30 protein-coding genes are annotated in these 25141 nt (G+C 71.5%); 19 read left to right on the top strand and 11 right to left on the bottom strand.

All coding sequences use genetic code 11. The features are described 5' to 3' along the window. Positions 1-108: 108 nt before the first annotated feature. Entirely contained in the window at positions 109-1428 is a 1320-nt protein-coding gene (locus tag IEY78_RS02890) for an NsdA family TPR-like regulatory protein (RefSeq protein ID WP_189095916.1), read from the top strand. A gap of 19 nt (positions 1429-1447) precedes the next feature. Continuing rightward, a complete protein-coding gene (locus IEY78_RS02885; RefSeq protein WP_308426853.1) occupies positions 1448-2596 on the top strand; it encodes a UDP-N-acetylmuramate dehydrogenase in 1149 nt (382 codons plus the stop codon). A gap of 42 nt (positions 2597-2638) precedes the next feature. On the opposite strand, the gene IEY78_RS02880 is transcribed toward IEY78_RS02885, so the two are convergent. The 7 genes from IEY78_RS02880 to IEY78_RS02850 all read right to left on the bottom strand — a co-directional run bounded on the left by IEY78_RS02880 (position 2639) and on the right by IEY78_RS02850 (position 10211). Next, a complete protein-coding gene (locus IEY78_RS02880; protein ID WP_189095914.1) occupies positions 2639-3787 on the bottom strand; it encodes an amidohydrolase family protein in 1149 nt (382 codons plus the stop codon). A gap of 273 nt (positions 3788-4060) precedes the next feature. Next, positions 4061-4327, bottom strand: a complete 267-nt coding sequence (locus tag IEY78_RS02875; protein WP_189095913.1) for an acylphosphatase — start codon at positions 4325-4327, stop codon at positions 4061-4063. A 49-nt stretch (positions 4328-4376) separates the two neighbouring features. Continuing rightward, positions 4377-5165, bottom strand: a complete 789-nt coding sequence (locus IEY78_RS02870; protein WP_189095912.1) for a DUF72 domain-containing protein — start codon at positions 5163-5165, stop codon at positions 4377-4379. Between the two features lie 83 nt (positions 5166-5248). Further along, positions 5249-6409, bottom strand: a complete 1161-nt coding sequence (locus IEY78_RS02865; protein ID WP_189095911.1) for an XdhC family protein — start codon at positions 6407-6409, stop codon at positions 5249-5251. A 60-nt stretch (positions 6410-6469) separates the two neighbouring features. Next, positions 6470-8611, bottom strand: coding sequence for a xanthine dehydrogenase family protein molybdopterin-binding subunit (locus IEY78_RS02860; RefSeq protein WP_189095910.1), 2142 nt, complete (start codon positions 8609-8611; stop codon positions 6470-6472). Next, positions 8608-9600, bottom strand: coding sequence for an FAD binding domain-containing protein (locus tag IEY78_RS02855; RefSeq protein WP_189095909.1), 993 nt, complete (start codon positions 9598-9600; stop codon positions 8608-8610). The genes IEY78_RS02860 and IEY78_RS02855 overlap by 4 nt, the downstream gene beginning before the upstream one ends. Further along, the gene (locus IEY78_RS02850) at positions 9597-10211 is read right to left on the bottom strand and encodes a (2Fe-2S)-binding protein (RefSeq protein ID WP_189095908.1); all 615 of its coding nucleotides are present in this window, start codon (positions 10209-10211) and stop codon (positions 9597-9599) included. The genes IEY78_RS02855 and IEY78_RS02850 overlap by 4 nt, the downstream gene beginning before the upstream one ends. 287 nt (positions 10212-10498) lie before the next feature. Between IEY78_RS02850 and IEY78_RS02845 the strand changes: the two genes are divergently transcribed. The 4 genes from IEY78_RS02845 to IEY78_RS02830 all read left to right on the top strand — a co-directional run bounded on the left by IEY78_RS02845 (position 10499) and on the right by IEY78_RS02830 (position 13925). Next, positions 10499-11095 carry a TetR/AcrR family transcriptional regulator gene (locus IEY78_RS02845; RefSeq protein ID WP_189095907.1) on the top strand — a complete coding sequence of 199 codons (597 nt, stop codon included), beginning with the start codon at positions 10499-10501 and terminating at the stop codon, positions 11093-11095. Between the two features lie 181 nt (positions 11096-11276). After that, positions 11277-11954 carry a DUF4232 domain-containing protein gene (locus IEY78_RS02840; RefSeq protein WP_189095906.1) on the top strand — a complete coding sequence of 226 codons (678 nt, stop codon included), beginning with the start codon at positions 11277-11279 and terminating at the stop codon, positions 11952-11954. A gap of 483 nt (positions 11955-12437) precedes the next feature. Beyond that, on the top strand, positions 12438-13385 hold the full coding sequence (locus tag IEY78_RS02835) for a DUF5996 family protein (RefSeq protein WP_189095905.1): 948 nt from the start codon (positions 12438-12440) through the stop codon (positions 13383-13385). Positions 13386-13451: 66 nt separating this feature from the next. Then, positions 13452-13925 carry a VOC family protein gene (locus IEY78_RS02830; RefSeq protein WP_189095904.1) on the top strand — a complete coding sequence of 158 codons (474 nt, stop codon included), beginning with the start codon at positions 13452-13454 and terminating at the stop codon, positions 13923-13925. 68 nt (positions 13926-13993) lie between these two features. On the opposite strand, the gene IEY78_RS02825 is transcribed toward IEY78_RS02830, so the two are convergent. The 3 genes from IEY78_RS02825 to IEY78_RS02815 form a co-directional block, all read right to left on the bottom strand. Next, positions 13994-14545 (bottom strand): hypothetical protein, encoded by a 552-nt coding sequence (locus tag IEY78_RS02825; protein ID WP_189095903.1) that lies wholly within the window; start codon positions 14543-14545, stop codon positions 13994-13996. Positions 14546-14968: 423 nt separating this feature from the next. Then, a complete protein-coding gene (locus IEY78_RS02820) occupies positions 14969-15139 on the bottom strand; it encodes a hydrophobic protein (protein WP_189095902.1) in 171 nt (56 codons plus the stop codon). A gap of 133 nt (positions 15140-15272) precedes the next feature. After that, positions 15273-15659: a hypothetical protein gene (locus tag IEY78_RS02815; protein ID WP_189095901.1), complete on the bottom strand. Its 387-nt coding sequence runs from the start codon at positions 15657-15659 to the stop codon at positions 15273-15275. 309 nt (positions 15660-15968) lie between these two features. Here IEY78_RS02815 and IEY78_RS02810 point away from each other — a divergent pair, with 309 nt between their 5' ends. From IEY78_RS02810 to IEY78_RS02765, 10 genes are all read left to right on the top strand, one after another. Beyond that, positions 15969-16265, top strand: coding sequence for a gas vesicle protein GvpO (locus tag IEY78_RS02810; RefSeq protein WP_189095900.1), 297 nt, complete (start codon positions 15969-15971; stop codon positions 16263-16265). Between the two features lie 145 nt (positions 16266-16410). Continuing rightward, a complete protein-coding gene (locus tag IEY78_RS02805; protein ID WP_189095899.1) occupies positions 16411-16857 on the top strand; it encodes a gas vesicle structural protein GvpA in 447 nt (148 codons plus the stop codon). A 2-nt stretch (positions 16858-16859) separates the two neighbouring features. Continuing rightward, positions 16860-17573, top strand: a complete 714-nt coding sequence (locus IEY78_RS02800; RefSeq protein ID WP_189095898.1) for a GvpL/GvpF family gas vesicle protein — start codon at positions 16860-16862, stop codon at positions 17571-17573. A 50-nt stretch (positions 17574-17623) separates the two neighbouring features. Next, the gene (locus tag IEY78_RS02795; RefSeq protein ID WP_189095897.1) at positions 17624-17881 is read left to right on the top strand and encodes a gas vesicle protein GvpG; all 258 of its coding nucleotides are present in this window, start codon (positions 17624-17626) and stop codon (positions 17879-17881) included. 27 nt (positions 17882-17908) lie between these two features. Further along, the gene (locus IEY78_RS02790; protein WP_189095896.1) at positions 17909-18616 is read left to right on the top strand and encodes a hypothetical protein; all 708 of its coding nucleotides are present in this window, start codon (positions 17909-17911) and stop codon (positions 18614-18616) included. Beyond that, complete coding sequence (locus IEY78_RS02785; protein WP_189095895.1) at positions 18609-19850, top strand: SRPBCC family protein; 1242 nt, start codon at positions 18609-18611, stop codon at positions 19848-19850. The genes IEY78_RS02790 and IEY78_RS02785 overlap by 8 nt, the downstream gene beginning before the upstream one ends. 56 nt (positions 19851-19906) lie before the next feature. Next, complete coding sequence (locus IEY78_RS02780) at positions 19907-20374, top strand: gas vesicle protein (protein WP_229699663.1); 468 nt, start codon at positions 19907-19909, stop codon at positions 20372-20374. Continuing rightward, a complete protein-coding gene (locus IEY78_RS02775) occupies positions 20371-21282 on the top strand; it encodes a GvpL/GvpF family gas vesicle protein (RefSeq protein ID WP_229699662.1) in 912 nt (303 codons plus the stop codon). Before IEY78_RS02780 ends, IEY78_RS02775 begins: the two co-directional genes overlap by 4 nt. After that, the gene (locus tag IEY78_RS02770) at positions 21279-21545 is read left to right on the top strand and encodes a gas vesicle protein (protein ID WP_229699661.1); all 267 of its coding nucleotides are present in this window, start codon (positions 21279-21281) and stop codon (positions 21543-21545) included. Before IEY78_RS02775 ends, IEY78_RS02770 begins: the two co-directional genes overlap by 4 nt. Before the next feature lie 98 nt (positions 21546-21643). After that, positions 21644-22039, top strand: a complete 396-nt coding sequence (locus tag IEY78_RS02765) for a gas vesicle protein K (RefSeq protein WP_189095894.1) — start codon at positions 21644-21646, stop codon at positions 22037-22039. On the opposite strand, the gene IEY78_RS02760 is transcribed toward IEY78_RS02765, so the two are convergent. Continuing rightward, positions 22036-22242 carry a hypothetical protein gene (locus tag IEY78_RS02760; RefSeq protein ID WP_189095893.1) on the bottom strand — a complete coding sequence of 69 codons (207 nt, stop codon included), beginning with the start codon at positions 22240-22242 and terminating at the stop codon, positions 22036-22038. The two genes, IEY78_RS02765 and IEY78_RS02760, sit on opposite strands and share 4 nt — an antisense overlap. Before the next feature lie 135 nt (positions 22243-22377). On the opposite strand from IEY78_RS02760, the gene IEY78_RS02755 reads away from it, so the two are divergent. The 3 genes from IEY78_RS02755 (at position 22378) to IEY78_RS02745 (ending at position 25089) form a co-directional block, all read left to right on the top strand. Then, positions 22378-23085, top strand: coding sequence for an AAA family ATPase (locus IEY78_RS02755; RefSeq protein WP_189095892.1), 708 nt, complete (start codon positions 22378-22380; stop codon positions 23083-23085). A gap of 119 nt (positions 23086-23204) precedes the next feature. Continuing rightward, positions 23205-24230, top strand: coding sequence for an alcohol dehydrogenase (locus tag IEY78_RS02750; protein ID WP_189095891.1), 1026 nt, complete (start codon positions 23205-23207; stop codon positions 24228-24230). Positions 24231-24375: 145 nt separating this feature from the next. Beyond that, positions 24376-25089 carry a DUF4328 domain-containing protein gene (locus IEY78_RS02745; protein ID WP_189095890.1) on the top strand — a complete coding sequence of 238 codons (714 nt, stop codon included), beginning with the start codon at positions 24376-24378 and terminating at the stop codon, positions 25087-25089. The last annotated feature ends 52 nt before the right edge of the window (positions 25090-25141 follow it).

Raw genomic sequence — 25141 nt, 5'->3', positions numbered from 1 at the left:
GGGAGCGTGGAAGGCAGTGAGGCACACCGTCGGACCGGTCCGGCCCGGGTACGGGCCCGTCGCGGGGCCCGCCCGGTGGTCGCCGGCACCGGGCGGGGGCGTGCGCCGATGAGTGCGGCCTCCGTCCTGGGCTCGTGTCTGGCGCGATTATCCTGGCCGCCGGAGCGGCTGGCCCGGGAGATCAACAGACGCTGCGGCAGCGGCACCATCAGCAGCAAGGCCCCCTACAACTGGCTGAAGGGCGCCTGCCCCCGCCGCCGCCTCCCCCACATCGTCGCCACGATCCTCTCCGAGCAGCTCGGTGAGCCGATAGCGGTCGAGGCGCTGTGGCCCCAGCACTTCCCGGCCGGCTCCCCGCCGCTCCCCCAGGGCCCCACCCTCCGGCAGCCCGTGCCGCCCCTCCCCCGGCCCGCCGACCGGGACCCGTTGACGGCATCGGTGGACTGGCTGGTGACCGACGACGCCCCGCCGCCCTCGCGCCACCGCGGCGAGGAGGTCCCCGAGGCCGCGGTGGGCATGCTGACCGTCCGGATCCAGCAGCTGCGGCAGCTCGACGACAGCGCCGCCGGCGGACTCGTACTGGACTGGGCACTCGCCGACCTGCAGTGGGCGCAGAAGCTGGCCGCCAAATACGCCTACGACGCCGCGACGGGCCTCCAACTGCACCGCATCATCGCCGAACTCGGCCAGCTCACCGCGTGGCTGACCGCCGACCAGGGCATGGACGCGCTGAGCACCTCCCGCTTCCTGACCGCGCTGGGCGCCGCACGCGCCGCCGGTGACCGCCCGCTCGCCGCGTACATCATCTCCTGCATGAGCTACCGCGCCGCGTGGGCCGGGCGGGCGGAGGAGGCGCTGCGGCTGATCCGCATCGCCCGCAAGGGGACGGCGCACGAGGACATGGGCATCGGCCAGGCGCTGCTGGCCACCCGTGAGGCCCGCGCCCACGCGAGCCTGGGCGACGAGGCGGGCTGCCAACGCGCCCTGGAGGAGGCCGCCGAGCTCAGCCGGGCCGGCCGGCCCACGTGCGAGCCGCCCTGGGCGTACTGGCTCACGCCCGCGGTCATGGTGGCCGACGCCGGGCGGGCCTGGCTGGAGCTGGGGCGCCCGCAGCGGGCGGAGACCCATCTGACGCGCGGGATCGACATGCTCCGGGGCAGCCAGCCGCGCAACCTGCTGCTGCACAGCGCCTCGCTGGCCGAGGCCCGGCTCGCGCGCTGCGAACTCGACGGCGCGGCACAGGCCACCGCGGACGCGCTGGCGCTGACCGAGACCGTCACCTCGCAGCGCGCCCACAGCCGGCTGATGAGCCTGCGCCGGAGGTTTCAGCGGTACGACAGCACGGTGGCCCGCGACATCGTGCGACGGGCGGACGACCTCCTGCACGCGGGCCGGACACCGCCGCCGCGCCAGGGCCTGGCGCCATGAGCGCCGTCCGCGGCCCCGCATACAGTGCACCTGCGCGGGAGCGAAGCTCTTACGGGACGGGCCGATCGCGGGCACCCCGCTGCCTCCCGCCCGGGGAACCCCTCTGACACGGAACGGAATCCAGGAGAAACAGGACCCTATGCGAGTCACTCACGCGGTACCGCTTGCCCCGATGACGACACTGGGCGTCGGAGGACCGGCCGCGGCCCTGATGGAGCTGCACGACGCCGCCGACTTCCCCGAGTTCGTCGCGCTGGCGGACACCCTGCCCGGTGCGCCGGTCTGCCTCGGCGAGGGCAGCAATGTGCTGGTCAGCGACGCCGGCTGCGAGAGCGCCGTGCTGCGGATGTGCACCAAGGGCGTACGGATGGCGGGGAGCACGGCGGACGGCCGGGTGCTGGTCGAGGTGCAGGCCGGTCATCTGCTCTCCGACCTGGTCGACATGACCATCGCCGAGGGCCTCACCGGGATGGAGATGCTGGTGGGCATCCCCGGGACCACCGGTGCCACGCCGGTCCAGAATGTCGGTGCCTACGGTCAGGAGACCGCCGACAGCCTGGTGGAAGTGACCGCGTGGGACTGGCAGTCGGGCCGGATGGTCACCCTTGACACCTCGGCGTGCGGGCTGGGCCACCGCACCAGCGTCTTCAAGCGCTCCCGCCGCTGGACGCTGCTGAGCCTGGTCTTCGCGCTGCGCCGCTCCGAGCTGAGCGCACCGGTCGGCTACCGTCCGGTCGCCGCCGTACTCGATGTGCCGGTGGGCAGCCGGGTCCCCCTGGAGGAGGTGGCGCAGGCGGTGCTGGCCGTGCGGCGGAGGAAGGGCATGGTGCTGGGGTGCAGCGGCACCGACGACCGGTCGGTGGGCAGTGTGTTCCTCAGCCCCGAGATCTCCCCCGCCCAGGCCGAGAGCCTGCGGGCGCAGGGCGCCCCGGTGAACCACTTCCCGGACGGCTCGGTGCGGGTGAGTGCCAGCTGGCTGATCCGGGAGGCCGGGTTCGCGCTGAGCAGCCCGGTCGTGCCGGGCGTGCGGCTGTCCTCGCTGCACTACACGCTGGTGGCGGACGAGGGCGCGAGCGCCGCCGCCTTCACCGAGGCGATCGACCTCGTGTTCCAGCAGGTCCTGCACCGCACCGGGGTACGGCTGACCTCGGAGATCGACCTGATCTGAGGGCCGCGGCGGCCGATGCCGTGCCCGGCCGGTGGTGGACGGTCAGGCCCGGTCCGCCAGCCGGTAGACGCGGCGGGCGTTGTCGTGGCCGATCATGCGCACCACCTTCAGGGCGTCACCGACGTCCCATTCGCCGCTGTCGGTCCAGGCGGCGAGGGTCCGGGCCATGCCGCGGCGCCACAACAGGGCACCGAGATGGTGCAGTTCCGGCGGCCCCCAGGCGTCGGAGGAGAAGAGGATCTTGGCGAAGGGGGCGAGTTCCAGTGATTCGGCGATGACGGCGTCGGAGCGCATGCCGGTGTAGTTGATGCCGAGGCCGACATCGAAGTACACGTGCGGGAAGACCTGGGCGAGGTAGCCCGCGTTGCGCTGGAAGGGGTAGCAGTGCAACAGCAGCAGGTCGGCGCCGTACGGCTCCACGTTCTTGATGAAGCGGGTGAGCAACAGCGGGTCGCAGCGGTGGAGTTCGACATCCGGGTCGCCGTAGCCGGCGTGCAGCTGGATCGGCAGTCCGCGGTCGACGCCGCACCACAGGGCGAAGCGCAGCAGTACCGGGTGGCTGACGCGGACGGTGCCGGTGGCCTCGCACTCGGCGAACCAGGCGCCCGCCGCGGCGGTCACCTCGTGGTCGTCGGGGCGGGCGGGGTCGAAGTCGAAGCCGTGGCGGTAGGCGACGATGCTCTTGAGGCCGACCGCGGCGGCCGAGCGGGCGGCCAGGGTTTCCCGGAACCGGTCGGGGAGTTCGGCGGCGGTGACCCCGGCGCGCGCCACGTCCTCCAGCACGGTTTCCAGGCGCACCACCTCGTCGACGGGACGCCCGGAGGCGGCCGCCATGCCCTGGGGGCCGAGGATGTCCTCGCCCTTGTAGCCGGTCTCCAGCAGATAGTGGCCGATGCCGGAGGCGTCGAGCAGTCTGCGGTTGACCTCGTCGGTGCCGAGTTCGGCGCGCCGGGCCACATAGGTCTCGGGGTCGGCGTGCGGTGCCAGGCCAAGCACGGGGGCGCACCAGCGGCGGACGGCGAAGCCGAGCTGCGAGTCGAATTGGGTCATCCACGGCGGCACCGGGCGGTCGGACTCGGTGAGCATCTGCTCCAGGTCGGAGCGGTCGGCGTCGCGGCGGAGGGCACCGTGGACGTGGTGGTCCACCAGGGGGAGCCGGTCGATCTCCGCGAGGAGTCGTTCAGTGGACATGGCGCGTCATCCTCCTCCGTTCGGCGGGAGACTGCCCACTCTCCGCACGCCGCACCCGCTCGGCCACGGTGGCCTCCGGGCCGGCGTCATGACCGTCCGACACCGGCCCCGTGCCGCCCCTCGCACGATCGCTGTGCCTCCCGGCCAGGTCGGCCATCCGCGTCCCTTCTCCGCCCCGTGTGACACCACGATTCTCCGCACCGTGTGACACCACGATCGTGACACACCGCCAGGAGGACCAGCCGTGCTCGCGCCTGCCTTTGACGACGGGCGCTAGCGCACCTCGAAGCCCGTCAGGCCCTGCGGTTCCTCCTCCTGGACGGTCACGGTGTCGACGCTCGCCAGGGGCGGGCCTTCACGCACCCAGTCCAGAAGGGGCCCCACCCGCTCGGGCGCCCCCTCGAACACGGCCTCCACCGTGCCGTCCGGGCGGTTGGCGACCCAGCCGGCCACGGCGTGCTCGACCGCCAGCTGCCGGCAGGAGTCGCGGAAGAACACCCCCTGCACCGTCCCGGAGACCACCACATGTCTGCGGATCATCCGTCGCTCACCTCACTTCCTCGCCTGACGCCGGCCACGGCGCGGACGGCTACCGTCCCTCCGGCCGGAGCGCGGCGCCGCGCCCGGTCGGTGTGCGGCTGACGGAGCGTCCGGCGGCCGCGACGGCCCGGCCGAAGTGTGCGGCGTCCAGGACGGCCGCGCCGTGGGTGTCGTTGTTGAAGTACACATGCACGTCCGCCCGGTCCGGCCAGGTGTCGGTGATCCGCCGCACCCAGCTGCCGAGCGCCTGCCGACCGTAGCGCGGCGAGGGTTCCGCGCGGCCGCCGTGGAGGCGGAGATACCCCCAGTCGGCGGTCCGCCAGAGGGGCGTCACGGGCCGGGAGCGGCGGTCGGCCCAGCACAGCGCGGCGCCCCGCCGCTCCAGCACCGTGCGGATCTCCGCGGTCCACCACGAGGGGTGGCGGGGTTCGACCGCCACCCGGGTACCGACCGGGAAGCAGCCGAGGCAGGTGTCCAGCAGGCGGGCGTCCGCGAGGAGTGTGGGCGGCAGTTGGAGCAGGACGGGGCCGAGCCGGGGGCCGAGGGCGGCGGCCCGCGACATCAGCCGGGCGACCGGCTCCGCGGGGTCGCGCAGCCGCTTGATGTGGGTGAGGTAGCGGCTCGCCTTGACGGCCAGCAGGAACCCGTCGGGGGTCCGCGCCCGCCAGTCGGCGAAGGTCTTCTCCTCGGGCAGCCGGTAGAAGGCGGCGTTGCTCTCGACGGTGGCGAAGTGCCGCGCGTACTCCTCCAGCCACAGCCGTTGCGGACGGTCGGGCGGGTAGAGGACCGTGCGCCAGTCCTTGTACTGCCAGCCGGAGGTTCCGACGAGGACGGTCATGTGTGCATCCCTGCCCGGCCGTGGCCTGGGCGTATCAGCCGCCCGCGCACGGCCCGGCGGCCGAGACAGCGGCCGGGCAGCGGTCAGGCCGCGGCGGGCGCCCCGGCGGCACCGGTGCCTCCGGTCTTCTCCGCGGCACGGTGGATGGGTGTCCGCAGGCCGGTCAGCGGGGCGCCCGTGCCGCCACGGCGGGCCGCGACGATCTCCGCCGCGATGGACAGGGCGGTCTCCTCGGGCGTGCGGGCGCCCAGGTCGAGGCCGATCGGCGAGTGGAGCCGGGCGAGTTCGGCGGCGGTGAGGCCGGCCGCGCGGAGCCGGCGGTCGCGGTCCTCGTGGGTCCGGCGTGAGCCCATCGCGCCGACGAACGCGACCGGCAGCCGCAGCGCCGCCTCCAGCAGGGGTATGTCGAACTTGGCGTCGTGGGTGAGCACACACAACGCCGTGCGGCCGTCGGTCGCGGTGCGCTGGAGGTAGCGGTGCGGCCACTCGACCACGAGGTCGTCGGCCTCGGGGAAGCGGGCCCGGGTGGTGAAGACGGGGCGGGCGTCGCACACCGTGACGTGGTAGCCGAGGAACTTGCCGGCGCGCACCAGCGCCGCCGCGAAGTCCACCGCGCCGAAGATGATCATGCGGGGCGGTGGTGCGCTGGACTCGACGAACAGCGTCACGGCCGGTCCGCAGCGCGCTCCGCCCTCCGTGACCTCGCACTCACCGGTGTGCCCGGCCTCCAGCAGGGCGCGGGCCTGCTCCGCCGCCGCGCGGTCCAGCTCCGGACTCCCGCCGAGGCCGCCCTCGTACGACCCGTCGGCACGGACCAGCAGCGGTCTGCCGAGGAGTCCGGCCGGGCCCCGGACGACCCGGGCGAGGGCCGCCGCCGTGCCCCGGGCGGCGGCCGCCAGCGCCGCCGCCCACACGCTCCGGTCCGGCGCGGCCGCCGGCACCGGCGTGACCAGGACCTCGATCTCGCCACCGCAGGTCAGTCCCACCGCGAAGGCGTCCTCCGCGCTGTAGCCGAACCGCTCGCGCAGCGTCACGCCGTCCCGGAGCGCCTGGACACACAGGTCGTACACCGCCGCCTCCACACAGCCGCCGGAGACCGAGCCCACGGCCGCGCCCCGGCCGTCGACGGCGAGGGCGGCACCGGGCCGACGCGGGGCGCTGCCGGCGACGGCCACGACGGTGGCGACGGCGAAGTCCCGGCCCTCTTCGACCCATCGGGTCAGCTCGTCGGCGATGTCCAGCATCGTGGTCTCCTCGTGATTCGTGGGGCGGCGGGGTGACGGCCCCGCGGACGTCCGGACGGGTCAGCTGCCGGGGCGGCCCCCGTCTCCCGCCCGCAGGACGCGGTCGGGGCGGATCGGCAGGTCCCGGTGGCGCACCCCGGTCGCATGCCAGACCGCGTTGGCGATCGCCGCCGCACCGCCGACGACTCCGATCTCACCGATCCCCTTGATGCCGACCGGATCGCTCTCGTCCGGATCGTCGACCCAGTCCGCCTCGATGGCGGGCACATCGGCGTGCGCGGCGACGTGATAGCCCGCGAGGTCGGCGCCGACGGTGGCGCCCGATGCCCGGTCGCGGACCGCTTCCTCGTGCAGCGCCATGGACAGTCCCCAGGTCATGCCGCCGATGAACTGGCTGCGGGCGGTCAGCGGATTGACGATCCGGCCGGCGGCGAAGATGCCGAGCATCCGGCGCACCCGGACCTCCCCGCTGGTGACGTCCACCGCGACCTCGGCGAACTGCGCGCCGAAGGCGTGCCGTTCGGTGGCCGCCAGCGCGGCGATCGCCGCGGTGGTGTCCGACCGGACCGTGATCCCCTGCGGCGGGATCACGCCGCCCAGGGCGAGTTGCTCCCGCAGTTCGCCCGCCGCGGCCATCACCGCCCAGGACCAGGAACGGGTGCCCATCGAGCCGCCGGCGATCATCGCCGGGCCGAAGTCGCTGTCCGCGATCCGCATCCGGATGCGCTCCGGGGGCACCCCCAGCGCGTCCGCGGCCACCAGGGTCAGCGCGGTGCGCGCGCCGGTGCCGATGTCCGCCGCGGTGATCCGGACGGTGAAGTCTCCGTCCGCCTCCGCCGTCACGGCCGCCGTGGACGGGGCGGCGCGGGCGGCGAACTGCGAGGCGGCGGTGCCGGTGCCGAGCAGCCAGCGACCGTCGCGCCGCCTGCCGGGGCGCGGGTCGCGCTCCGCCCAGCCGAATCTGCGGGCGCCCTCCCGGAAGCAGGCCTGCAACTGGCGGCTGCTGAACGGGAGGCCGGAGACGGGTCCGCTCTCCGGCTCGTTGCGTGCCCGCAGCGCGATCGGGTCCATTCCGCACTTCTCGGCGAGTTCGTCGAGCGCGGACTCCAGGGCGAACGAGCCCGGCGCCTCGCCCGGCGCCCGCATCCAGCTCGGGGTCGGCACATCGAGCGGGACGACCTGGTGGAGGGTGTGGTGCGCGTCGGCGTCGTACATCACCCGCCCCATGTCGGCGCTGCGCTCGACGAATTCCCGCACCGTCGAGGTGACGCTCTCCGCGTGGTGCGCGAAGGCGCGCAGCCGTCCGTCGGCGTCGGCGCCGAGCCTGACCCGCTGCGCGGTGGGGCTGCGGTAGCCGACCAGCGAGAACATCTGCCGGCGCGTCAGGACGACCCTGACCGGGCGCTGGAGCACGGTCGCCGCCATGGCGGCGAGCACCTGGTGCGGGCGGGTGGCCTTGGACCCGAAGCCGCCGCCGACGTGCTCGGACCGCACCCGCACCGAGGCCGGGTCCAGCGAGAAGAGGTGCGCGAGTTCCTGGGCGACGAACCCGCTGCCCTGGTTGGAGTCGACGATCTCCAGCCGGCCGCCCTCCCAGCGCGCCATCGCCGCATGCGGCTCCATCGGATGGTGGTGCTCCTCGGGGGTGGTGTACCGCGCGTCCACCACCACTGCGGATGCGGCGAGTGCGGCCGCCAGGTCGCCCTTCGCCGTCTCCGCCGGGCTATCGGAGCCCTGGGGTGTGTACCTGTCCGGATGCCCGGCGGAGAACTCGGCCTCGTGCGGCTCCTGGTCGTAGCGGACCACGAGCGCCTCGGCGGCCTCCCTCGCCTGTTCGGGGGTCTCGGCGACGACCAGCGCCACCGGCCAGCCCACATAGGGCACCCGGTCGTGCTGGAAGACCTGGAGGACCGGGTCGGGCGCCCCCAGGGGGCCGGTGTAGTCGCCGTCGACGCGCGGGGCGTTGCCGTGGTGGAGCACGGCGAGCACGCCGGGCATCGCCAATACGGGGGCGGACTCCACGGCGCGGATGCGGCCGCGGGCGATGGTGGACAACACCAGCCAGCCATGGGCGAGTTCGGCGAACGGGATCTCGCCCGCGTACCGGGCCGCGCCGGTGACCTTGGCCAGGCCCTCCAGGCGGGTGCGGGCGGCGCCGACGGCTCCCGTCGCCGCGGGGGTTCCCGTGGTCGTGGTGGTCATCGGGCGGCCTCCTCGGTCAGCTCGGTCAGCACGGCGACGACGAGGTTGCGCAGCAGCGCCACCTTGTAGCCGTTGTGGGGCAGCACCTCGGCGGCCGCCAGCTCCGCGTCCGCCGCGGCGGCGAACGCCTCGGCGCTCGCCGGTCCCCCGATCAGCGCCCGCTCGGCTGCCCGGGCCCGCCACGGCCGGGACGCCACCGCGCCGAAGGCGAGCCGGACCTCCTGGACCGTGCCGTCCCGGACATCCAGGGCCGCGGCGAGCGAGCCGATCGCGAAGGCGAACGAGGCGCGCTCGCGCACCTTGCGGTAGCGGGAGACGGCGGCGACCGGAGCCGGCGGGAGCCGGAGCCCGGTGATCAACGCGCCGGACGGCAGCGCGGTCTCCCGATGCGGGGTGCGCCCCACCGGGAGATAGAACTCCGCCAGGGGCAACTCCCCCGGCCCGTCCGACGTTTCGTAGGTGACGACGGCGTCGAAGGCGGCGAGCGCCACCGCCATGTCCGAGGGGTGGACGGCGACGCAGTGCGCGGAGGCACCGAGGATCGCGTGGTTGTGGTGCTCGCCCCCGATGGCCGGGCAGCCGCTGCCGGGGTCGCGCTTGTTGCACGGCGCGGCCGGGTCGGTGAAGTAGCCGCAGCGGGTGCGCTGCAGCAGATTGCCGCCGACCGTGGCCATGTTGCGCAGCTGCCCCGAGGCGCCGGACAGCACGGCCTGCGCCAGCGCCGGATAGCGGCGCCGGACCTCCGGATCGGCCGCGAGATCGCTGTTGGTGACCGTCGCCCCGATGTGCAGGGCGCCGTCCGCCGTGACCTCGATCCGGTCGAGAGGGAGGTCCTGGACGTCGATGAGCAGCGCGGGCCGCTCCACCCCGGTCTTCATCAGGTCGACGAGATTGGTACCGCCGCCGAGGAGGCGCGCCCCGGGGTCTGCGGCGAGCAGCGCGACCGCCCCCTGGACGTCGTCGGCCCGCCGGTAGCCGAATTCCCTCATGCGACCGCCTCTCCATCCGCCGGGGCGCCTGGCTCACCCGGGCCATCGGCCTGCCACGGCCGTGACGAGGCGCCCGGTTGGGCAGCCTCCTCGGCCGCACGGGCGACCGCCTGGACTATCGACACATACGCGCCGCAGCGGCAGAGGTTGCCGCTCATCCGCTCCCGGATCTCCTCGGCGCTGAGCTCCGGCACGCCCGCCTCGGGCCGTACGTCGGCGGTCGCGGCGCTGGGCCAGCCCGCCGCATGCTCCTCGATCACCGCGAGGGCCGAACAGATCTGCCCCGGAGTGCAGTAGCCGCACTGATAGCCGTCGAGGTCGAGGAAGGCCTGCTGCACCGGATGCAGCCGCTCGCCGTCCGCCACACCCTCGATGGTGGTGATCACGCGTCCCTCGGCGGCCACCGCGAGCTGGAGGCAGGACACCGCCCGGCGCCCGTCGAGCAGCACCGTGCAAGCGCCGCACTGCCCTTGGTCGCAGCCCTTCTTGGTGCCGGTCAGATCGAGCTGCTCACGCAGCGCGTCGAGCAGGGTGGTGCGGTGGTCGACGGGCAGCGTGTGCTTCTCGCCGTTGATGTTCAGTGTGATGGCGCTGGACGTCGGTGGGGCCATCTCTTCAGCCTTCTTTCGCGTGGGTCAGCGCGGCGGGCGTCATCGGGCGGCGACGGGCTCCCTGCGGGCGGCGACGGCTCGTGGTCGCCCGGGACCAGGAGCACGAGGAGCACGATGTGAGAAGGGCTGACCAAGGCATCGCCAGTTCCCCCGTTCCGGCTGTATCTACCGCTTGGAATCTGCCGCTATGGTGGACCTAAGCGGACAACTGTCCACTCCAACGAAGCTACCGGACAGTTGTCCGGTTAGCAAGACCGCATTTCGCGTGATTCCCGAAAGGAGGACGAGTGCAGCAGCCGAAGGAAGCGCCCCTGCGCTCGGACGCGCAACGGAATCGCGAGCGCATCCTCGAAGTGGCACTGGCGGAGCTGACGCACACGGCGGACGCCCCGCTGAGCGCGATCGCGAAGAAGGCGGGCGTCGGGCAGGGCACGTTCTACCGGAACTTCCCCAACCGCGAGTCACTCGTCCTGGAGGTCTACCGCTACGAGGTGCAGCAGGTCGCGGACACCGCCTCCCAGCTCCTCGAAACCCGCGCACCCGACGAGGCCCTGCGGGAGTGGATGGACCGGCTGGCCCAGTACGCCATGGCCAAGGCGGGCCTGGCCGACGCCATGCGCAAGGCCACCAGCGCACACGGCAGCCTGGCCGGCCTCGGCCACGGCCCGGTGACCTCGGCCGTCGCCCTGCTCCTGCGGGCCAACGAGGAGGCCGGCGCCATCCGCCCCGGCGTGACCCCCGACGACTTCGTCCTCGCCATCGCCGGCCTGTGGCAGATCGACCCGCACAGCGACTGGCAGTCCCGCGCCGGCCGCCTCCTGGACCTGGTCATGGACGGGCTCCGGGCGGGCGCTCCCGGGGCGCGAGCGACAACCGGACGTTAGTGCTCCGTTAGTCGACCGACAGTGACAGCGGGCAGAGTCGATCCCGCTCGCCGCAACCCCGGCCCCACCTGACCGCCCCCGGCGTCAGGGGTGTTGCGGCGCCTGCTGCCCCAAGACCCCAAGAGCAGGCACCCGAGCGCACCGCAGCCCAGTCACCACGCTCGATCGGATCAGGAGCACCATGACCCCCCAGCCCTCCCCCCTCCGCCACGCCCGCACCCTCGCCGCCGCACTGCTCGCCGTGACGGCCGCGGCCGGGCTCACCGCCTGCCAGGACGGCAAGCCCGACAGTGCGCAGAGCCCCTCGTCCGCCGCGTCGGACGGCAACTCGTCGGGCACGGCGTCCGGTGCCGACGCGGGCGGCACCGGAGGGCAGGACTCCGGCGGTTCGGCCGGCACCTCCCGGCAGCCCACTGCCGCCCGGAGCGCCGCCTCCACCGACAACTCGCCGCACCGCTGCACCGCGGCCTCGATGCGCATGACGCTGGGGCGGCCCGACCCGGGCGCGGGCAACATCCACTACGCGCTGACCTTCACCAACAGCGGCAAGCAGTCCTGCACGCTGCGCGGCTTCCCCGGAGTCTCCCTGCTGGCCAAGGACGGGCAGTCGGTCGGCAAGCCCGCCACCCGGGAGGGCTCGGCGGGCGCGGCCGTCACGCTCGCCCCCGGCCGCAGCGCCCATGCGGTGCTGCACACGGTCAGCGAGGGGACGAAGGGCTCCGGCTGCTGGCCGGCCGGCGCCCTGGTCCAGGCGTACCCGCCCGGCTCGAAGGAGTCGATGACCGCACGCGCCTCCGGACTGCGGGTCTGCGGCGAGGAGTTCAGCGTCACGACCGTCGCCCCCGGCGCGGCCGCCTGACCCCCATCCCGGGGTGTGCCGTCCCCGGCAGCGCGCAAGGACGGCGCACAGCCCGGAGCACCCTCACGCCATGAAACGAAGCTCAGCACTGCGGGCCCGCCCGGCACCGGCCCCGGCCGACGGGCGGGCCCGTACGCCTGCCGCCCCGACCAGGCGGGGCCGACTAACGGGTGCCCGGCGGGCTGCCTGACCGGTAACGGCACCCGGGCTGCCTCGCCGGCGCCGAGTTGCCGGAGGCCACGGGCCCTGGGCAAGGTGGAGAGCGGACGGAGGCAGCGGCCGCCGCCGACGGACGGGCGCGGCCGCGGGGCGGTGGCACACCGCGCAGGTCCGGCAGGCTCCTGCACACCGGTCTCCCACCGCCCGATCCGCCCGGCCGGACCTGGCGGCGTACCGGAGCGACGTCCGGGCCATGGAACGGCGTCCGGCCCGCGGAACGACGTCCGGCCCGCACAGCGTCCGACGCCACGGAGCGGAGGAACCATGGGGACAACGCACACCGCCCGGACCAAGGCGGCGTGGCCGCGGTTGCGGGTCGCCGACTGGACCGACACCCGCGACACGCTGCACATGTGGACACAGATCGTCGGCAAGGTACGGCTGGCGCACGCGCCGCTGATCAACCACTGGTGGCAGGTGACGCTCTATGTCAGCCCGCGGGGCCTGACCACCTCCGCCATCCCGCACGGCACCGGCGCCTTCGACATCGAATTCGACTTCCTCGACCATGTGCTGCACCTGCGCACCAGTGACGGCGGCACCCGCCGCATCGCGCTGGAATCCATGCCGGTGACCGACTTCCACGCCCGTGTCCTGCGGGCCCTGGAGGAGCTGGACGTCCCCACCACGATCCAGGGGCATCCCAACGAGGTCGAGCCGGCGATCCCGTTCGCGGAGGACTACCGGCACCACACCTACGACCCGCACGCCGCGCAGCTCTTCTGGCGCCAACTCCTTCAGGCGAACCGGGTGTTGGGGCACTTCCGTACGGAGTTCGCCGGAAAGGTCAGCCCGGTCCACTTCTTCTGGGGGGCCATGGACCTGGCCTGCACCCGCTTCTCCGGACGCGGCGCCCCGCGGCACCCCGGAGGCGCACCGAACTGCGGCGACTGGGTCATGGTGGAGGGCTACTCACGCGAGCTGAGCAGTTGCGGATTCTGGCCCGGCGGCGGGGAGGAGGGCGCCTTCTACGCCTACGCCTACCCCGAACCGGAAGGCTTCGCCGAGAGTCCGGTCGTCCCCGCCGAGGCGTTCTACAGCGCGCAGAACGGTCAGTTCCTGCTGCCGTACGAGGCGGTACGCACCGCCGACGACCCCGATCGGACGCTCACCCGCTTCCTGCACAGCACCTATGCGGCCGCCGCCGACCGCGCCGGTTGGGACCGCGCGTCGCTGGAGGTCGATCCGGAACGCTGGAACCCCGTCCACTAGGCGGCGGCACGGCCAGGGGCCGGGACATGCCCGGCCCCTGGCCCCTCAACCGAAGGGAACGGCCCGATGACTCCTCGCGACGACTGGCCGACGCCCACTCAGGGCCTGGTGCTGACCCATTTCCTGTCCGTACGGGACGTCGCCGTGTCCCGCCGCTTCTACGCGGAGGTCTTCGGCGGTGAAGTGGTGCTGGCCGAGAACCCCTGCATCGTGAAGATCGCCAACGGCTGGATCATCATGAACCCCGGCGGCGGACCCACCCCCGACAAACCCGATATCACCCTCACCGCCCACGAACCCGGCGACCCGGTGTCGTCCTTCCTCAACGTGCGCGTGGCCGATATCGCGTCGTTCTACGAACAGGCCGTAGCCAAGGGCGCGGAGTTCCTGACCGAGCCGATCGACCGCAAGGCCGAGATCCGCTGCTACCTCCGCGACCCGGACGGCTATCTGATCGAGGTGGGCCAGGCCACCGGGATGCTGGAGGGCGTCTTCGCGGACCCGAGCGGCCCGCCCGTGCAGGGTGCCGGAGATCAGTGAGCCAGGAACGCCCTGTGGTGGCTCGCAGTTGCCTCTGCGAGCCACCACAGCGCCCCCCTTGGTCACTCTCAGGAGACGGACACCGTGTTCCACGTCAGTTCCATCTGATGGCCGTGCCGCCAGCCGCGGGTGTGCACGGGCTCCGTGGTTCTCGGGTCGTCGTTGTACGAGTTCTTGGCGTCGACGTTCTGTCCGATGTCGAGTGAGGACTGGAGCGCGCTCGCGCCCCAGCTCTCGCGGCCGCCGAAGGAGAACTGCTGCTGGACCCGCGTGGGGAAGGACAGGCCCTCCATGACCAGCGGGCCTTCGTTCCCTCCCTCGTAGGCCATGACCTTGTTCTTGGCGAGGTTGAAGAGCGTGAAGTGCCCGTTGTCGCCGATCTGGATCCACTGGCAGTACGGGTTCCCGAAGGTGATGCTCTGGAGCCAGACGGAGTCGTCGTTGGGGCTGGCACACAGGATGCGGTCGGACCACAATCCGTTGGCGATCAGCACCGCACCGGAAGAGCTCCGGGCCGCGGCGACCGCCGAGGTGCCGGGCAGAACCGTGAGGCAGGCGGCCGTCATCCCGGCGACCGCCGCGATTTTGGCCGCCCGGGAGATGCGTCTGAAGCGTGCCATGGGTGAGCTCCTTCGCTCGTGATCCCGCCGGAACCGGCAGGGTCGGGCGATCCTCCAGGGCAACTTGTGACATGGCCAGATCACGGAGAAATTTCCGGACAAGGCATGCCCTGCCTCCGCGCCACTTCTCCACACACCGCGCACGGTGCAGCCCCTCGGAAGACCTGCCTGCTCACCGCCCTCAGAGGCACCAGTCCGCCCATGCCGCGCAGGCCCCTCAAGCCCCACCACTCTCAGCGGAGTTGACCGAATTTCACAGAATCTCCACAGTGGCACCGCGCTGCACCCGCCGAGGTCCGGTCAGCCCGAGGCCTGTCCTCCGACGCCCCGCCGCGACTCGCCCGCGCCACCGCCTGCCAACAGCTCAGGCCCCCCGCAGCAATCTCTGCGGGGGGCCTGAGCTGTTGATACGGGGCAGCGACATCACCAGCGATACCAGCGACCGCGACTGCCGCCGGCACCCGTCGACCGCATCAGGAAACCGAGCAGCCAGAACGCCAGCACGACGACGGCGACGATCCACAGGGCCTTCAAGGCGAATCCGGCACCGAAGAGCAGCAGGGCGAGAAGCAGGACGAGGAGCAGGGGGACCATGAGAGTCAACCTCCGAATCGGGGGACTTCGACTCCCGCAGTGAGAGTTCGTCCTCCAGTGGAAAACGCCGGACAGGGCTACGGGAAATTCTCAGTTTTCTTGCGGGAGGGGGTTCGTGAGGGAAGAGGCCGGCTCAGATGCGGCCGTGGACAAGTCGCGTCAGGGGGCCGGTACGCGGCTTCGCGGTGGCACGACCGGCGGCGAAAGCAGCGCCGACGGCGCCGATCAGCCCGGCCCCGACACTCGCGGCAATGGCCTTCCGCTTCTTGACGACCTTCCAGGTGGTGACGGCCGCGCCAGCGACGTGCTCGGTCGCGGCGACTGCCGCCTGCCGGCCGCTTTCGACGCTCGACCTGGCACGCTCACCGGCCGCCGCCGCCTCCTTCGTGGCGACCCGACCTGCATTTCCGGCTGACTTCGTCCCTGCCGAGGCAGCCTCTTTGGTCTTGCGCTGCACCGTGCCGGAGGGACCGTCGGACTTCTTTCGTTCGTCACTCATGCCATTCGTCTCGCCGCTCATTCCACTTTGAAACCTTGGAAGCTGACCGCCGATACCTGACGGAAGCTGATTCAGCGTCAATTACCTTGGTCCTGGTGATCATTCACTGTGACCCGATGATGTTCTCGGGACGCCAGTGACGAGCCGGGCCCGGCGGACAAGAGGCCGGGGTTTTCCGGCGGACGGAAGACGGCGGAGCCAGCGCCACGCATACGTTCGACACCGAGGGGCAGGCGGTGTTCTACCGCCGAAACGGCCCATCGCACTTGGGTCTTCAACGAAACCACACGGCGTACGAACGAGACCACACGACGTACAACGGACGGGATCATGGCGACAACGCAGAGCACGGAAGGAACGAGTGGCCCGAAACGTATCGGCGCCCCCGCAGCGATGCGCCACGCAGCTGCGCAACTCGCCCAGATGCTCCAATGCGAGCCCGGCTCGGTATCCGCGCTCCGAGGGACCGACGACGGTTGGTCGGCTGACGTGGAAATAGTGGAGATCCCCCGGATCCCCGACACCTCAAGCGTCATGGCTTCCTACCGGGTACGCCTCGATCACCAGGGTGAACTCATGGGATACGAGCGGACCCGCCGATATGCCAGGGGCCAGATCGACCGGTAACCGGTCTCGGCCGGTATCCGGCAAGGAAGGAAACCGGAATCCGGCAACCGGCAACCGGCAACCGGCAACCGGCAAGGAAAAAGAGCTCCCGAGAACAGCGAACGTTTCACAACCCACTCCAGCACACTGGAAGGGAAGATCAAACGTGTCTGTAGTACAGCAATCAAACGCACCGAACAGCAGCAGTGGCGGTGGCTCCGGAAATCTCTACGACGTTCTTGAGCTGATACTCGACCGGGGGCTCGTCATCGACGCCTTCGTTCGCGTGTCCCTCGTCGGTATCGAGATACTCAAGATCGATGTACGCGTCGTCGTCGCGAGCGTGGACACCTATCTGCGTTTCGCCGAGGCGTGCAACCGACTGGATCTGGAATCGGGCCGCAAGGCGCCCAGCCAGCTCACCGATCTCGTCGGTGAAGTGACCGAGGGCGGCGCCAAGGGCAAGTCGAAAGGCGCGCTGACCGGCGCCATCGAGGCCTTCAGCGACTCCTTCCAGAAGGGTCAGGAATCCGAGCCGGAGGAAGAGGAGCGCCCCGCGCGCAAGTCCTCCGCGTCCAGCAAGCGGCGGACCGCGCACCGCCGGGAGGAGTGAGCATGCCGACCTACGTCTACGCCATCACGGACGCCGGCCATCCGCTCCGCCTGGACGGCATCACCGGGGTCGGGGACCCCGCGGCCGAGCTGCGCACCGTCCGGACGAAGCAGCTCAGCGCGGTGGTCAGCGATGCGCCGGCGGATCTGCGGGCCAAGCGCAGGGACCTGCTCGCCCACCAGAACGTGCAGGAGCGCCTGCTTGCCGACGGACCCGCGCTGCCGATGCGGTTCGGCCTGGTGGGGCCCGATGACGCCCAGGTCGCATCCGTCCTGGAGGAGCAGCGGGACGCCTATGCCGAGCGCCTCAAGGAGATCGACGGCTGCCTGGAGTACAACCTCAAGGTCGCTCGCGACGAGGACGACCTGCTGCGGGAGGTCATGGCGGAGTCCGCCGACATCCGGCGGCTCAACGAGCGCACCCGGGACAATCCCGCCGCGCACGACGACCGGCTGGCGCTCGGCGAACTGGTCTCCCAGCAGGTCCAGGCCCGGCAGGACCGCATGGGCACCGAACTGGTGGACCGCCTCACGCCGGCGGCGGAACGCACCGCACTCGCCGAGCCGACCAAGACGCACTTCCTGAACGTGTCGTTCCTGGTGAAGCGCGAGAAGGCCGGAGCGTTCTCCGAGGCCGTCCACCAGGAGGCCGAACAGCGCGGCGAGGCCTACACGTTCCACCTGAACGGCCCGCTGCCGCCCTACAGCTTCGTCTGACCCGGCCGCACGCCGATCTGACCCCGCCGCACGCCGAGCGGAGACACGCCATGGGCCTCATCACGAACATCCTGACCTTTCCGCTGGCCCCGGTGCGGGGCACCGTCTGGGTACTCGACCAGGTGCTGCTGACCGCGGAGCGCGAGTACTACGACCCGGAGCCCGTCCGACAGGAACTGAGGCGGCTGGAACAGCAGTTGCTCGACGAAAGCATCACGCCCGAGGAGTTCGACCGGCGTGAGGACGACCTTCTGGACCGCCTGGAATGGCTGGAGGCCAACCAGCAGCGGCTACGCAACCCCTCCTGAGCCCAAGGAGAACGAGGTGTACGAGAGATGATGACCAACGCCAAGATAGGAGTGGCCCTCGTCGGGGGCTACGTCCTGGGACGCACGAAGAAGGCCAAACTGGCCATCGGCCTGGGGATGTACCTCGCCGGCAAGCGGCTGAACCTGGACCCGCGGCAACTGGGCAAGCTGGTGGCCAATTCACCGGTGCTCGGCCCCCTCAACGACCAGATACGCGGTGAACTCGTGGACGCCACGAAGTCCGCGGCCACCTCCGCGCTCACCCAGCGCATGTCCACTCTCACCGACTCCCTGCACGAGCGGACCCTGGCACTCAGCGACGCGGGCGGCGACTCCGGCCGCGGCGAGGAGCCGTCGGACGAGCCGAAGAGCGCAGCACACCGGGACTCCGACGACGAGCTGCCGGATGACGATGACGCCGAAGACACCGAAGACACCGAAGACGCCGAGGACAAGCGGTCGGCGTCCTCGGGCAAGAGGACGGCCGGCTCGTCCGCGAGGTCGGGCAAGCCCGCCGCGAACAAGTCCTCCGCGGGCAAGACATCCGCGAACAAGACGTCGGCGAAGACCTCGGCGGCCAAGGCGTCCCAGCGGGCCAAGTCCGCCAAGACGACCAAGCCGGGCACGTCGGCCAAGACAGCCGCCTCCGGCGCGCGAAAGGCCGGCACCGGCACCCGGAAGAAGGCCGCCGGGACGGCGCGCGCCACTGCTGCCCGCGGAGGCCGCGATGACTGAGTCCACGTTCAGCAAGGTGAAGAACGACGTGGTGAAGAGCCCGGCCGCCGAGGAACTCAAGGAGGAATTCCAGAAGTACCTCCAGGCCCGGGCCCAGCACGCCGTCACCAACCTCGGCCACCGACTGGGCGCAGGCGTCGCCCGACTCGGCGAGCCCGGCCAGGGTGCGGGCTCCCTCGTCAGCAGCCTCGCCAAGGGCGGCAAGGCGCTCGGCGAGGGCAGCTCACCGGCGCAGGCCGCACTGACCGCCGGCGCCTCGCACCTCAAGGACACCGTCAAGGGCAAGCTCAAGGACAAGGTCAAGGGCTTGTTCGGCAAGGGCCGCAAGGGCGGGGGCGGCAAGTCCAAGAGTGTGACCATCGTCGAGGACATCGACGTGGGTGTGCCGGTCCGCGAGGCATACGACCAGTGGACCCAGTTCCAGGAATTCAGCACCTTCGCCAAGGGTGTCGTCAGTGTCGAGAAGGCCGACGACACCACCAGCAACTGGAAGGTCAAGGTCGCCAAGTCCACCCGGAGTTGGCGGGCGAACGTCACCGAGCAAGTGCCCGACGAGCGCATCACCTGGACCACCGAGGGCGCCAAGGGAACGGTCAAGGGCGTGGTGACCTTCCACCCCCTCACCGAGGACCTGACGCGGGTGCTGCTGGTGCTGGAGTACTTCCCCAAGGGCCTCTTCGAGAAGACCGGCAACATCTGGCGCGCCCAGGGCCGACGCGCCCGTCTCGACCTCAAGCTCTACCGCAAGTTCCTGATGATGCGGGGCGAGGCGACCGACGGCTGGCGGGGCGAGATCCGCGACGGCGAGGTCGTCGTCGAGCACGCCGACGCCGTGGAGGAAGAGGAGCGCGCCGGCGAGGACGAGTCCGCCACCGAAGACGATTCCTCCGCCGAGGACGAGTTCGACGGCGACTCCGATGACACGGATGCGGACGCGGACGACGTACGGGATGACGAGGCGTACGAGGACGACGACGAGGGCGAGGAGTACCCCGACGACGTCCGGGACGAGTCCGATGACGAGGCCGCGGGAGACCACGAAGAAGAAGACGAACCGGAAGCAGAGGAGGACGACGAGCCCGGCCTCGAAGACGACGAAGAAGAAGCGGACGACGAGGCCGAGGAAGGCCGCGAGTGGGACGAGGAAGACGAACTGGGCGAGGAGGACGAAGAAGAGGACGCCCCGCCCGCCCGTCGCACACGCCGCCGCCCCGTCGCAGCCTCCCGTCGATAGACCTGCTCCCCCCTCCCCCGCCCACCTGCCCCTGACGCACAGACGAGGCTGATCACGTGTCCGATTCACTCGCCGGCCGTATGGGACCGTCCTCCGGGGTGTCCCCGTACAACGGGCAAGGGTCGTCCGCCAACCTGGCGGACATCCTCGAACGCGTCCTCGACAAGGGCGTCGTCATCGCGGGCGACATTCAGATCAACCTGCTCGACATCGAGCTGCTGACCATCAAACTACGGCTGCTCGTCGCCTCCGTCGACAAGGCCAAGGAGATGGGCATCGACTGGTGGGAGCACGACCCCTCGCTCTCGTCCCGCGCCCACTCCCCCGCGCAGGTCGCGCCCGCGGCCGCTCCGCCGGCGGGCGGCGACCGCCTGGCCGAGGAGAACGCCCGGCTGCGCGCCGAACTCGCCGAACTACGCGCCGCCGTCGGCCTGCCGAAGAGTTCCCAGGACGAGAGTTCCCAGAACGACGGAACACCGCAGACGGCGCACGACCGTCAGGATCATGAGGAGGAGGAACGGTGACCACCGACTCCCGGCCCACCGGAGCGGACGTCCCTCCGACGCCCGACGGCCCGAACAGCCTGGACAGCCCGACGGACCCCGGCACCACGCATCCCGCCACCACGGACCCCGCCGCCACGGTCTCGTACGTCTACGCCATCAGCCGCGCGGGCTCGGAACTCGACACGAAGGCCGCGCACCTCACCGGCCTGGAGGGCGGACCGCTCCGGACGGTCACCCGCGGCGAGCTGACCGCCCTCGTGTCCTCGGTACCCGCCGGCGCATACAGCGAGGAGGGCATGCGGGCACGGCTGGAGGACCTGTCCGAGCTGGAGGCCGTCGCCCGTACCCATCACGCGGTGATCGAAGCCGCGTACGCCACGACGGCTGCCCTCCCCATGCGGCTGGCCACGGTGTATCTGGACGACGCCCGGGTCCGGTCGATGCTCCACGAGCGCCGTACCGACTTCGGCGACCTGCTGGCCTGGCTCGACGGGCACATCGAGCTGGGGGTCAAGGTCTACGCCGACCCCCGCGAGGCCGCCACGGCGCCACCGGCCCCTGCCCCAGCACCGGCCTCGGCGCCGGCCGGCGCCGGCCGCGCCTACCTTCAGCAGCGCCGGGCGCAGCGGCGCCAGCACCGCGACGCGTACCGTGCGGCGGGGGCGGTCGCGGGCGCCGTACCGGACCGGGTCTCCGCGCTCGCCCGGGCCAGGGTGGCGCACCGTCCGCAGCAGGGCGAGCTGGCTGCGGGCCCCGGCGAGAACATCTCCAACGAGGCCTACCTGGTACCCGTCGAGCGGGTGGCGGAGTTCCGGCAGGCCCTGGCGGGGCTGGCCGACGACGTACCCGGCGTACAGGTGGAGATCACCGGACCGTGGGCCCCGTACTCCTTCGCCACACCCCCCACGGCGGGCGCCGGCACATGACACACGACCCGGCTCCGACGAACAGCGGCGGGCTCCCCGGCATCCCCGGCGTCCCCCGTGACCACGGCATCACCGATCTGTCCGAGGAGGAGTCGCTCGCCGGTCGGCAGGTCGCCCTGATCGACCTCCTGGACCGCCTGCTGAACGGTGGCGCGGTGCTCACCGGCGACCTCGTCCTGTCGGTCGCCGATGTGGATCTGGTCCGGATCAATCTGCGCGCGGTCATCCACTCGATCACCCCCGACGACCCGGCACCGTGGTGAGGGGCACGCCCAACACCGTTACCGAGAACGTCAGTTCAGCCCCACAAGCCAGCACCACAAACCAGACCCCAAGTCAGCCCCCAAGGAGGAGTGTGCTCGTGCCGGAAGACCACACCCATGCCCCCGGCCGTGCCCCCGATCCCGCCTTCGCGGAGGTCGCCCAGGCCGCGGCCCGGGCCTTCGATCTGGTACCGGCCGGGGCGAACGACCGGACGTCGGGCAGCGAGGTGGCGCGGCGGCTGGCGACCGACCCCGAGACCGTCGAACGCGATCTCATCAAACTGGTGCTGACCATCGTCGAGCTCCTGCGACAGCTCATGGAGCGCACCGCACTGCACCGCACCGACCACGGCGACCTCACCGAGGACCAGGAAGAACGCATCGGAATGACTCTGATGATTCTTGAGGACCGGATGTCGGAACTCTGCGGCCGCTACGGACTCACCATGAGCGACCTCAACCTGGACCTCGGCCCGCTGGGCTCGCTGCTCTAGTCATGACCGCTCGTGTTCCCCGTCATGCTCCGGCGCTCGCGTCGGCGTCGGCGCTTCTCGGCGCGACGCACCAGCTCGCTCGCGGCGAGCGTCACGGTCGCCACGCGGCAGACCCAGCGGGGTCCGCCGCGCTCCGCCCACAGCACGCATGCACACCCGCCGACGGCGAGCAGCACGACGCCGAGCAGCAGCAGATTGATCATGGTCTTCCCCCTGCGTTCAGTTGTACGGCCTTACTGATGATCTCAGACCAGGAAGGCCCCAACGGGATGCCCGACCGAAACGACATCTCGCATCAGAGGACACTCCGCACGGGTCCCGCATGCGAGACTCGCCAGATGATTATCGAACGCGCGTACGCATACGTGGCCGCCCCTGACGACGGCGAATGGCCCTGGTCCGTGCCCTGTGTACGCGCGCTCCTGGCGGACGGGCTGCGCTTCAGCGCACCGGTGACCTTCCTGGTCGGCGAGAACGGCTCCGGCAAATCGACTCTGATCGAGGCCTTCGCCGAGGGCTTCGGCCTGGACCCCTGGGGCGGCTCCCACGACTGGCGCTACGCCAGCCACCGCGCCAAATCCGCCCTCGGGGAGCGGATCCGCTTCGACGCGGCGCCGCGCGGCCGGCACATGCTCAGCAACTGGTCGGCTCGCAAGGGCTTCTTCCTGCGCGCCGAAACAGCGTTGAACGCGCTGGAGCGGGAGGGGTTCGCACCCGATGCCGTCAGTCACGGCGAGGGCTTCCTGGAGGCGTTTCGGCGGAAGTTCCTCCAGCCCGGGCTGTATGTGATGGACGAGCCGGAAGCAGCACTGTCGTTCACCTCCTGCCTCGAACTGCTGGGCCACCTCGACCAGTTGGTGAAGAGCGGCGGCCAGGTCATCTGCGCCACCCACTCTCCGCTGCTGACCGCGCTGCCCGGCGCGGACATCGTCGAGATCGGCGAGCACGGTGTGCGCCGAGTGGCCTGGGACGAACTCGCGCTGGTCGACCACTGGCGCCGCTACCTCGACGACCCCCGGTCCTACCTGCGGCACATCCTCGACTGAGGCAGCCCTCCCCCACTGCCCGTCCGCGGCGGCAGGCCGCCCCTTCGACGCGCGCGATGATGCCGGAGCTGGTCTGCTGGTTCCGGGGGCTGTCATACACGCCTTTGGGAGAGGTCCGGATGAGTGCCTATCGAGTCGCGCAGGTCACCGCCGTCGGCGGACAGCCCGAAAGCGCCGAGCGGGAGACCCGGCGGCCGGGCCCCGGCCATGTGCGCATCGACGTGGAGGCCTGCGGGGTCTGCCACAGCGACGCCCTGTTCGTGGACGCCATGCTCCCGGGCGTCACATTTCCGCTGGTCCCCGGGCATGAGATCGCCGGGCGCATCGAGGAACTCGGCGAGGGGACGCAGGAGCGTGGCTGGCAGGTGGGCGACCGGGTCGCGGTCGGATGGTTCGGCGGCAGCTGCGGCCACTGCACCGCCTGCCGACAGGGCGACTTCATCGTGTGCCAGTACCTGAAGGTACCCGGATGGTCGTATGAGGGTGGCTTCGCCGAATCGGTGATCGCACCGGTCGACGCCCTGGCCCGGATCCCCGACGCGCTGTCGGCGGTCGATGCGGGACCCCTGGCCTGCGCGGGGGTGACCACGTACAACGGGCTGCGGCGCAGCTCCGCCCGGCCGGGCGACCTGGTCGCCGTGCTCGGCATCGGCGGCCTCGGACATCTGGCCGTGAAGTACGCCGTCGCGATGGGCTTCGAGACCGTGGCCATCGCCCGCGGGGGCGACAAGGCCGATCTCGCCAAGCAGCTCGGCGCCCACCACTACATCGACAGCACGGCGGACACCACCACCGCGGACGCCTTGCAGTCCCTCGGCGGCGCCAAGGTGGTGCTGGCCACCGCGACCAACTCCGACGCCATCACCGCGACCGTGGACGGACTCACGCACCGCGGCGAACTGGTGGTCGTCGGCGCGGCCCCCGAACCGCTGGCGATCGGCCCGGCACAACTGATTCTGTCCGGCAGGATCGTCCGCGGTCATCCGTCCGGCACCTCGCAGGACGTGGAGGACACCATGGCGTTCAGCGCGCTGAACGGCATCCGGCCCATGGTCGAGACGGTGCCGCTGGAAGAGGCCGCCGAGGCCTACCAGAAGATGCTCTCCGGCACCGCCCGCTTCCGCATGGTCCTCACCACCCACTGACCACCGACAATCCCCCTCCTGTCCGCATTTCGATGGACAGGACCGCTGTGCAGAACATATGTTCCGCATGCGCTTGGGCCGCCTCGGGGAGAGGCGGCCCCCTTCATGCGCACACACAGCTGTCCTGACCCGTGGGGGGTTTCGCATGTCTCATCTGCCCATGGCGCCACCGCCGCCACCGCCGTCGTCATCCGGCTGGTACGGCCCGCCCGGCCCACAGGCCCGTCTCCGCTCGCCGGTCGGGCTCTCGAAGGCGGTGATGGCCATGCTCGGCCTCGTCATCGTCGCCGACCTCTTCGCCCTGTGGCAGGGCAACCACTCGTACCGACTGCTCGGCAGGCTCCTAGACGACCTCGGATCCGTGACCGCGCAGGAGATCGACCAGGCGGACTCGCTGTACGGGGCGTCCGGAGTCGTGCAGTTCGCGGCCACCCTCGCCACCGCCGCGGTCTTCGTCACCTGGTTTTACCGCACCCGCGTCAACGCCGAGGTCTTCGCGCCCGAGTACCACACGAAGAAGCGCGCCTGGGCGATCTGGGGCTGGTTCGTGCCCGTGATCAACCTGTGGTTCCCCCGCCGGATCGCCACCGACATCTGGAACGCCAGCGTCGGCGCGCGCGGCCGCTCCAGGGCGGTGCTCAACGGGTGGTGGGCGCTGTGGCTCGTGGACCTCATCTTCGGACGATTCGCCGGCCAGCAGTACAACAGGGCCCGGACCGCGGGCGAGATTAAGGGAGCCATCGCCGGCCTCATGGCGAGCGACGTCTGCAACATCGCGGCCGCCGCCCTCGCCATTCTCTTCGTACACCGCCTCACCCGCATGCAACACGAGAAGGCACTGCTCGGCCCGGGACTCTGACGGGGGCACGCCTCCGTCCCACCACCCGCATGTGCCCGACGCGCTGACGGAC

Source organism: Streptomyces kronopolitis, from assembly GCF_014646275.1.
Classification (GTDB): Bacteria; Actinomycetota; Actinomycetes; order Streptomycetales; family Streptomycetaceae; genus Streptomyces; species Streptomyces kronopolitis.
The sequence above is the reverse complement of the archived record's forward strand: the minus strand, read 5'-3'. Positions and strand labels throughout refer to the sequence as shown.

What these genes read in the sequence shown, in the direction of transcription:
- IEY78_RS02755 (WP_189095892.1), top strand. Translation starts at nt 22,378, where the DNA reads ATGATTATCGAACGCGCGTACGCATACGTGGCCGCCCCTGACGACGGC.
- IEY78_RS02820 (WP_189095902.1), bottom strand. Translation starts at nt 15,139, where the DNA reads ATGGTCCCCCTGCTCCTCGTCCTGCTTCTCGCCCTGCTGCTCTTCGGT.
- IEY78_RS02835 (WP_189095905.1), top strand. Translation starts at nt 12,438, where the DNA reads ATGGGGACAACGCACACCGCCCGGACCAAGGCGGCGTGGCCGCGGTTG.
- IEY78_RS02870 (WP_189095912.1), bottom strand. Translation starts at nt 5,165, where the DNA reads ATGACCGTCCTCGTCGGAACCTCCGGCTGGCAGTACAAGGACTGGCGC.
- IEY78_RS02830 (WP_189095904.1), top strand. Translation starts at nt 13,452, where the DNA reads ATGACTCCTCGCGACGACTGGCCGACGCCCACTCAGGGCCTGGTGCTG.
- IEY78_RS02865 (WP_189095911.1), bottom strand. Translation starts at nt 6,409, where the DNA reads ATGCTGGACATCGCCGACGAGCTGACCCGATGGGTCGAAGAGGGCCGG.
- IEY78_RS02875 (WP_189095913.1), bottom strand. Translation starts at nt 4,327, where the DNA reads ATGATCCGCAGACATGTGGTGGTCTCCGGGACGGTGCAGGGGGTGTTC.
- IEY78_RS02840 (WP_189095906.1), top strand. Translation starts at nt 11,277, where the DNA reads ATGACCCCCCAGCCCTCCCCCCTCCGCCACGCCCGCACCCTCGCCGCC.
- IEY78_RS02745 (WP_189095890.1), top strand. Translation starts at nt 24,376, where the DNA reads ATGTCTCATCTGCCCATGGCGCCACCGCCGCCACCGCCGTCGTCATCC.
- IEY78_RS02880 (WP_189095914.1), bottom strand. Translation starts at nt 3,787, where the DNA reads ATGTCCACTGAACGACTCCTCGCGGAGATCGACCGGCTCCCCCTGGTG.
- IEY78_RS02890 (WP_189095916.1), top strand. Translation starts at nt 109, where the DNA reads ATGAGTGCGGCCTCCGTCCTGGGCTCGTGTCTGGCGCGATTATCCTGG.
- IEY78_RS02790 (WP_189095896.1), top strand. Translation starts at nt 17,909, where the DNA reads ATGATGACCAACGCCAAGATAGGAGTGGCCCTCGTCGGGGGCTACGTC.
- IEY78_RS02785 (WP_189095895.1), top strand. Translation starts at nt 18,609, where the DNA reads ATGACTGAGTCCACGTTCAGCAAGGTGAAGAACGACGTGGTGAAGAGC.
- IEY78_RS02850 (WP_189095908.1), bottom strand. Translation starts at nt 10,211, where the DNA reads ATGGCCCCACCGACGTCCAGCGCCATCACACTGAACATCAACGGCGAG.
- IEY78_RS02825 (WP_189095903.1), bottom strand. Translation starts at nt 14,545, where the DNA reads ATGGCACGCTTCAGACGCATCTCCCGGGCGGCCAAAATCGCGGCGGTC.
- IEY78_RS02795 (WP_189095897.1), top strand. Translation starts at nt 17,624, where the DNA reads ATGGGCCTCATCACGAACATCCTGACCTTTCCGCTGGCCCCGGTGCGG.
- IEY78_RS02750 (WP_189095891.1), top strand. Translation starts at nt 23,205, where the DNA reads ATGAGTGCCTATCGAGTCGCGCAGGTCACCGCCGTCGGCGGACAGCCC.
- IEY78_RS02800 (WP_189095898.1), top strand. Translation starts at nt 16,860, where the DNA reads ATGCCGACCTACGTCTACGCCATCACGGACGCCGGCCATCCGCTCCGC.
- IEY78_RS02815 (WP_189095901.1), bottom strand. Translation starts at nt 15,659, where the DNA reads ATGAGCGGCGAGACGAATGGCATGAGTGACGAACGAAAGAAGTCCGAC.
- IEY78_RS02760 (WP_189095893.1), bottom strand. Translation starts at nt 22,242, where the DNA reads ATGATCAATCTGCTGCTGCTCGGCGTCGTGCTGCTCGCCGTCGGCGGG.
- IEY78_RS02810 (WP_189095900.1), top strand. Translation starts at nt 15,969, where the DNA reads ATGGCGACAACGCAGAGCACGGAAGGAACGAGTGGCCCGAAACGTATC.
- IEY78_RS02770 (WP_229699661.1), top strand. Translation starts at nt 21,279, where the DNA reads ATGACACACGACCCGGCTCCGACGAACAGCGGCGGGCTCCCCGGCATC.
- IEY78_RS02855 (WP_189095909.1), bottom strand. Translation starts at nt 9,600, where the DNA reads ATGAGGGAATTCGGCTACCGGCGGGCCGACGACGTCCAGGGGGCGGTC.
- IEY78_RS02860 (WP_189095910.1), bottom strand. Translation starts at nt 8,611, where the DNA reads ATGACCACCACGACCACGGGAACCCCCGCGGCGACGGGAGCCGTCGGC.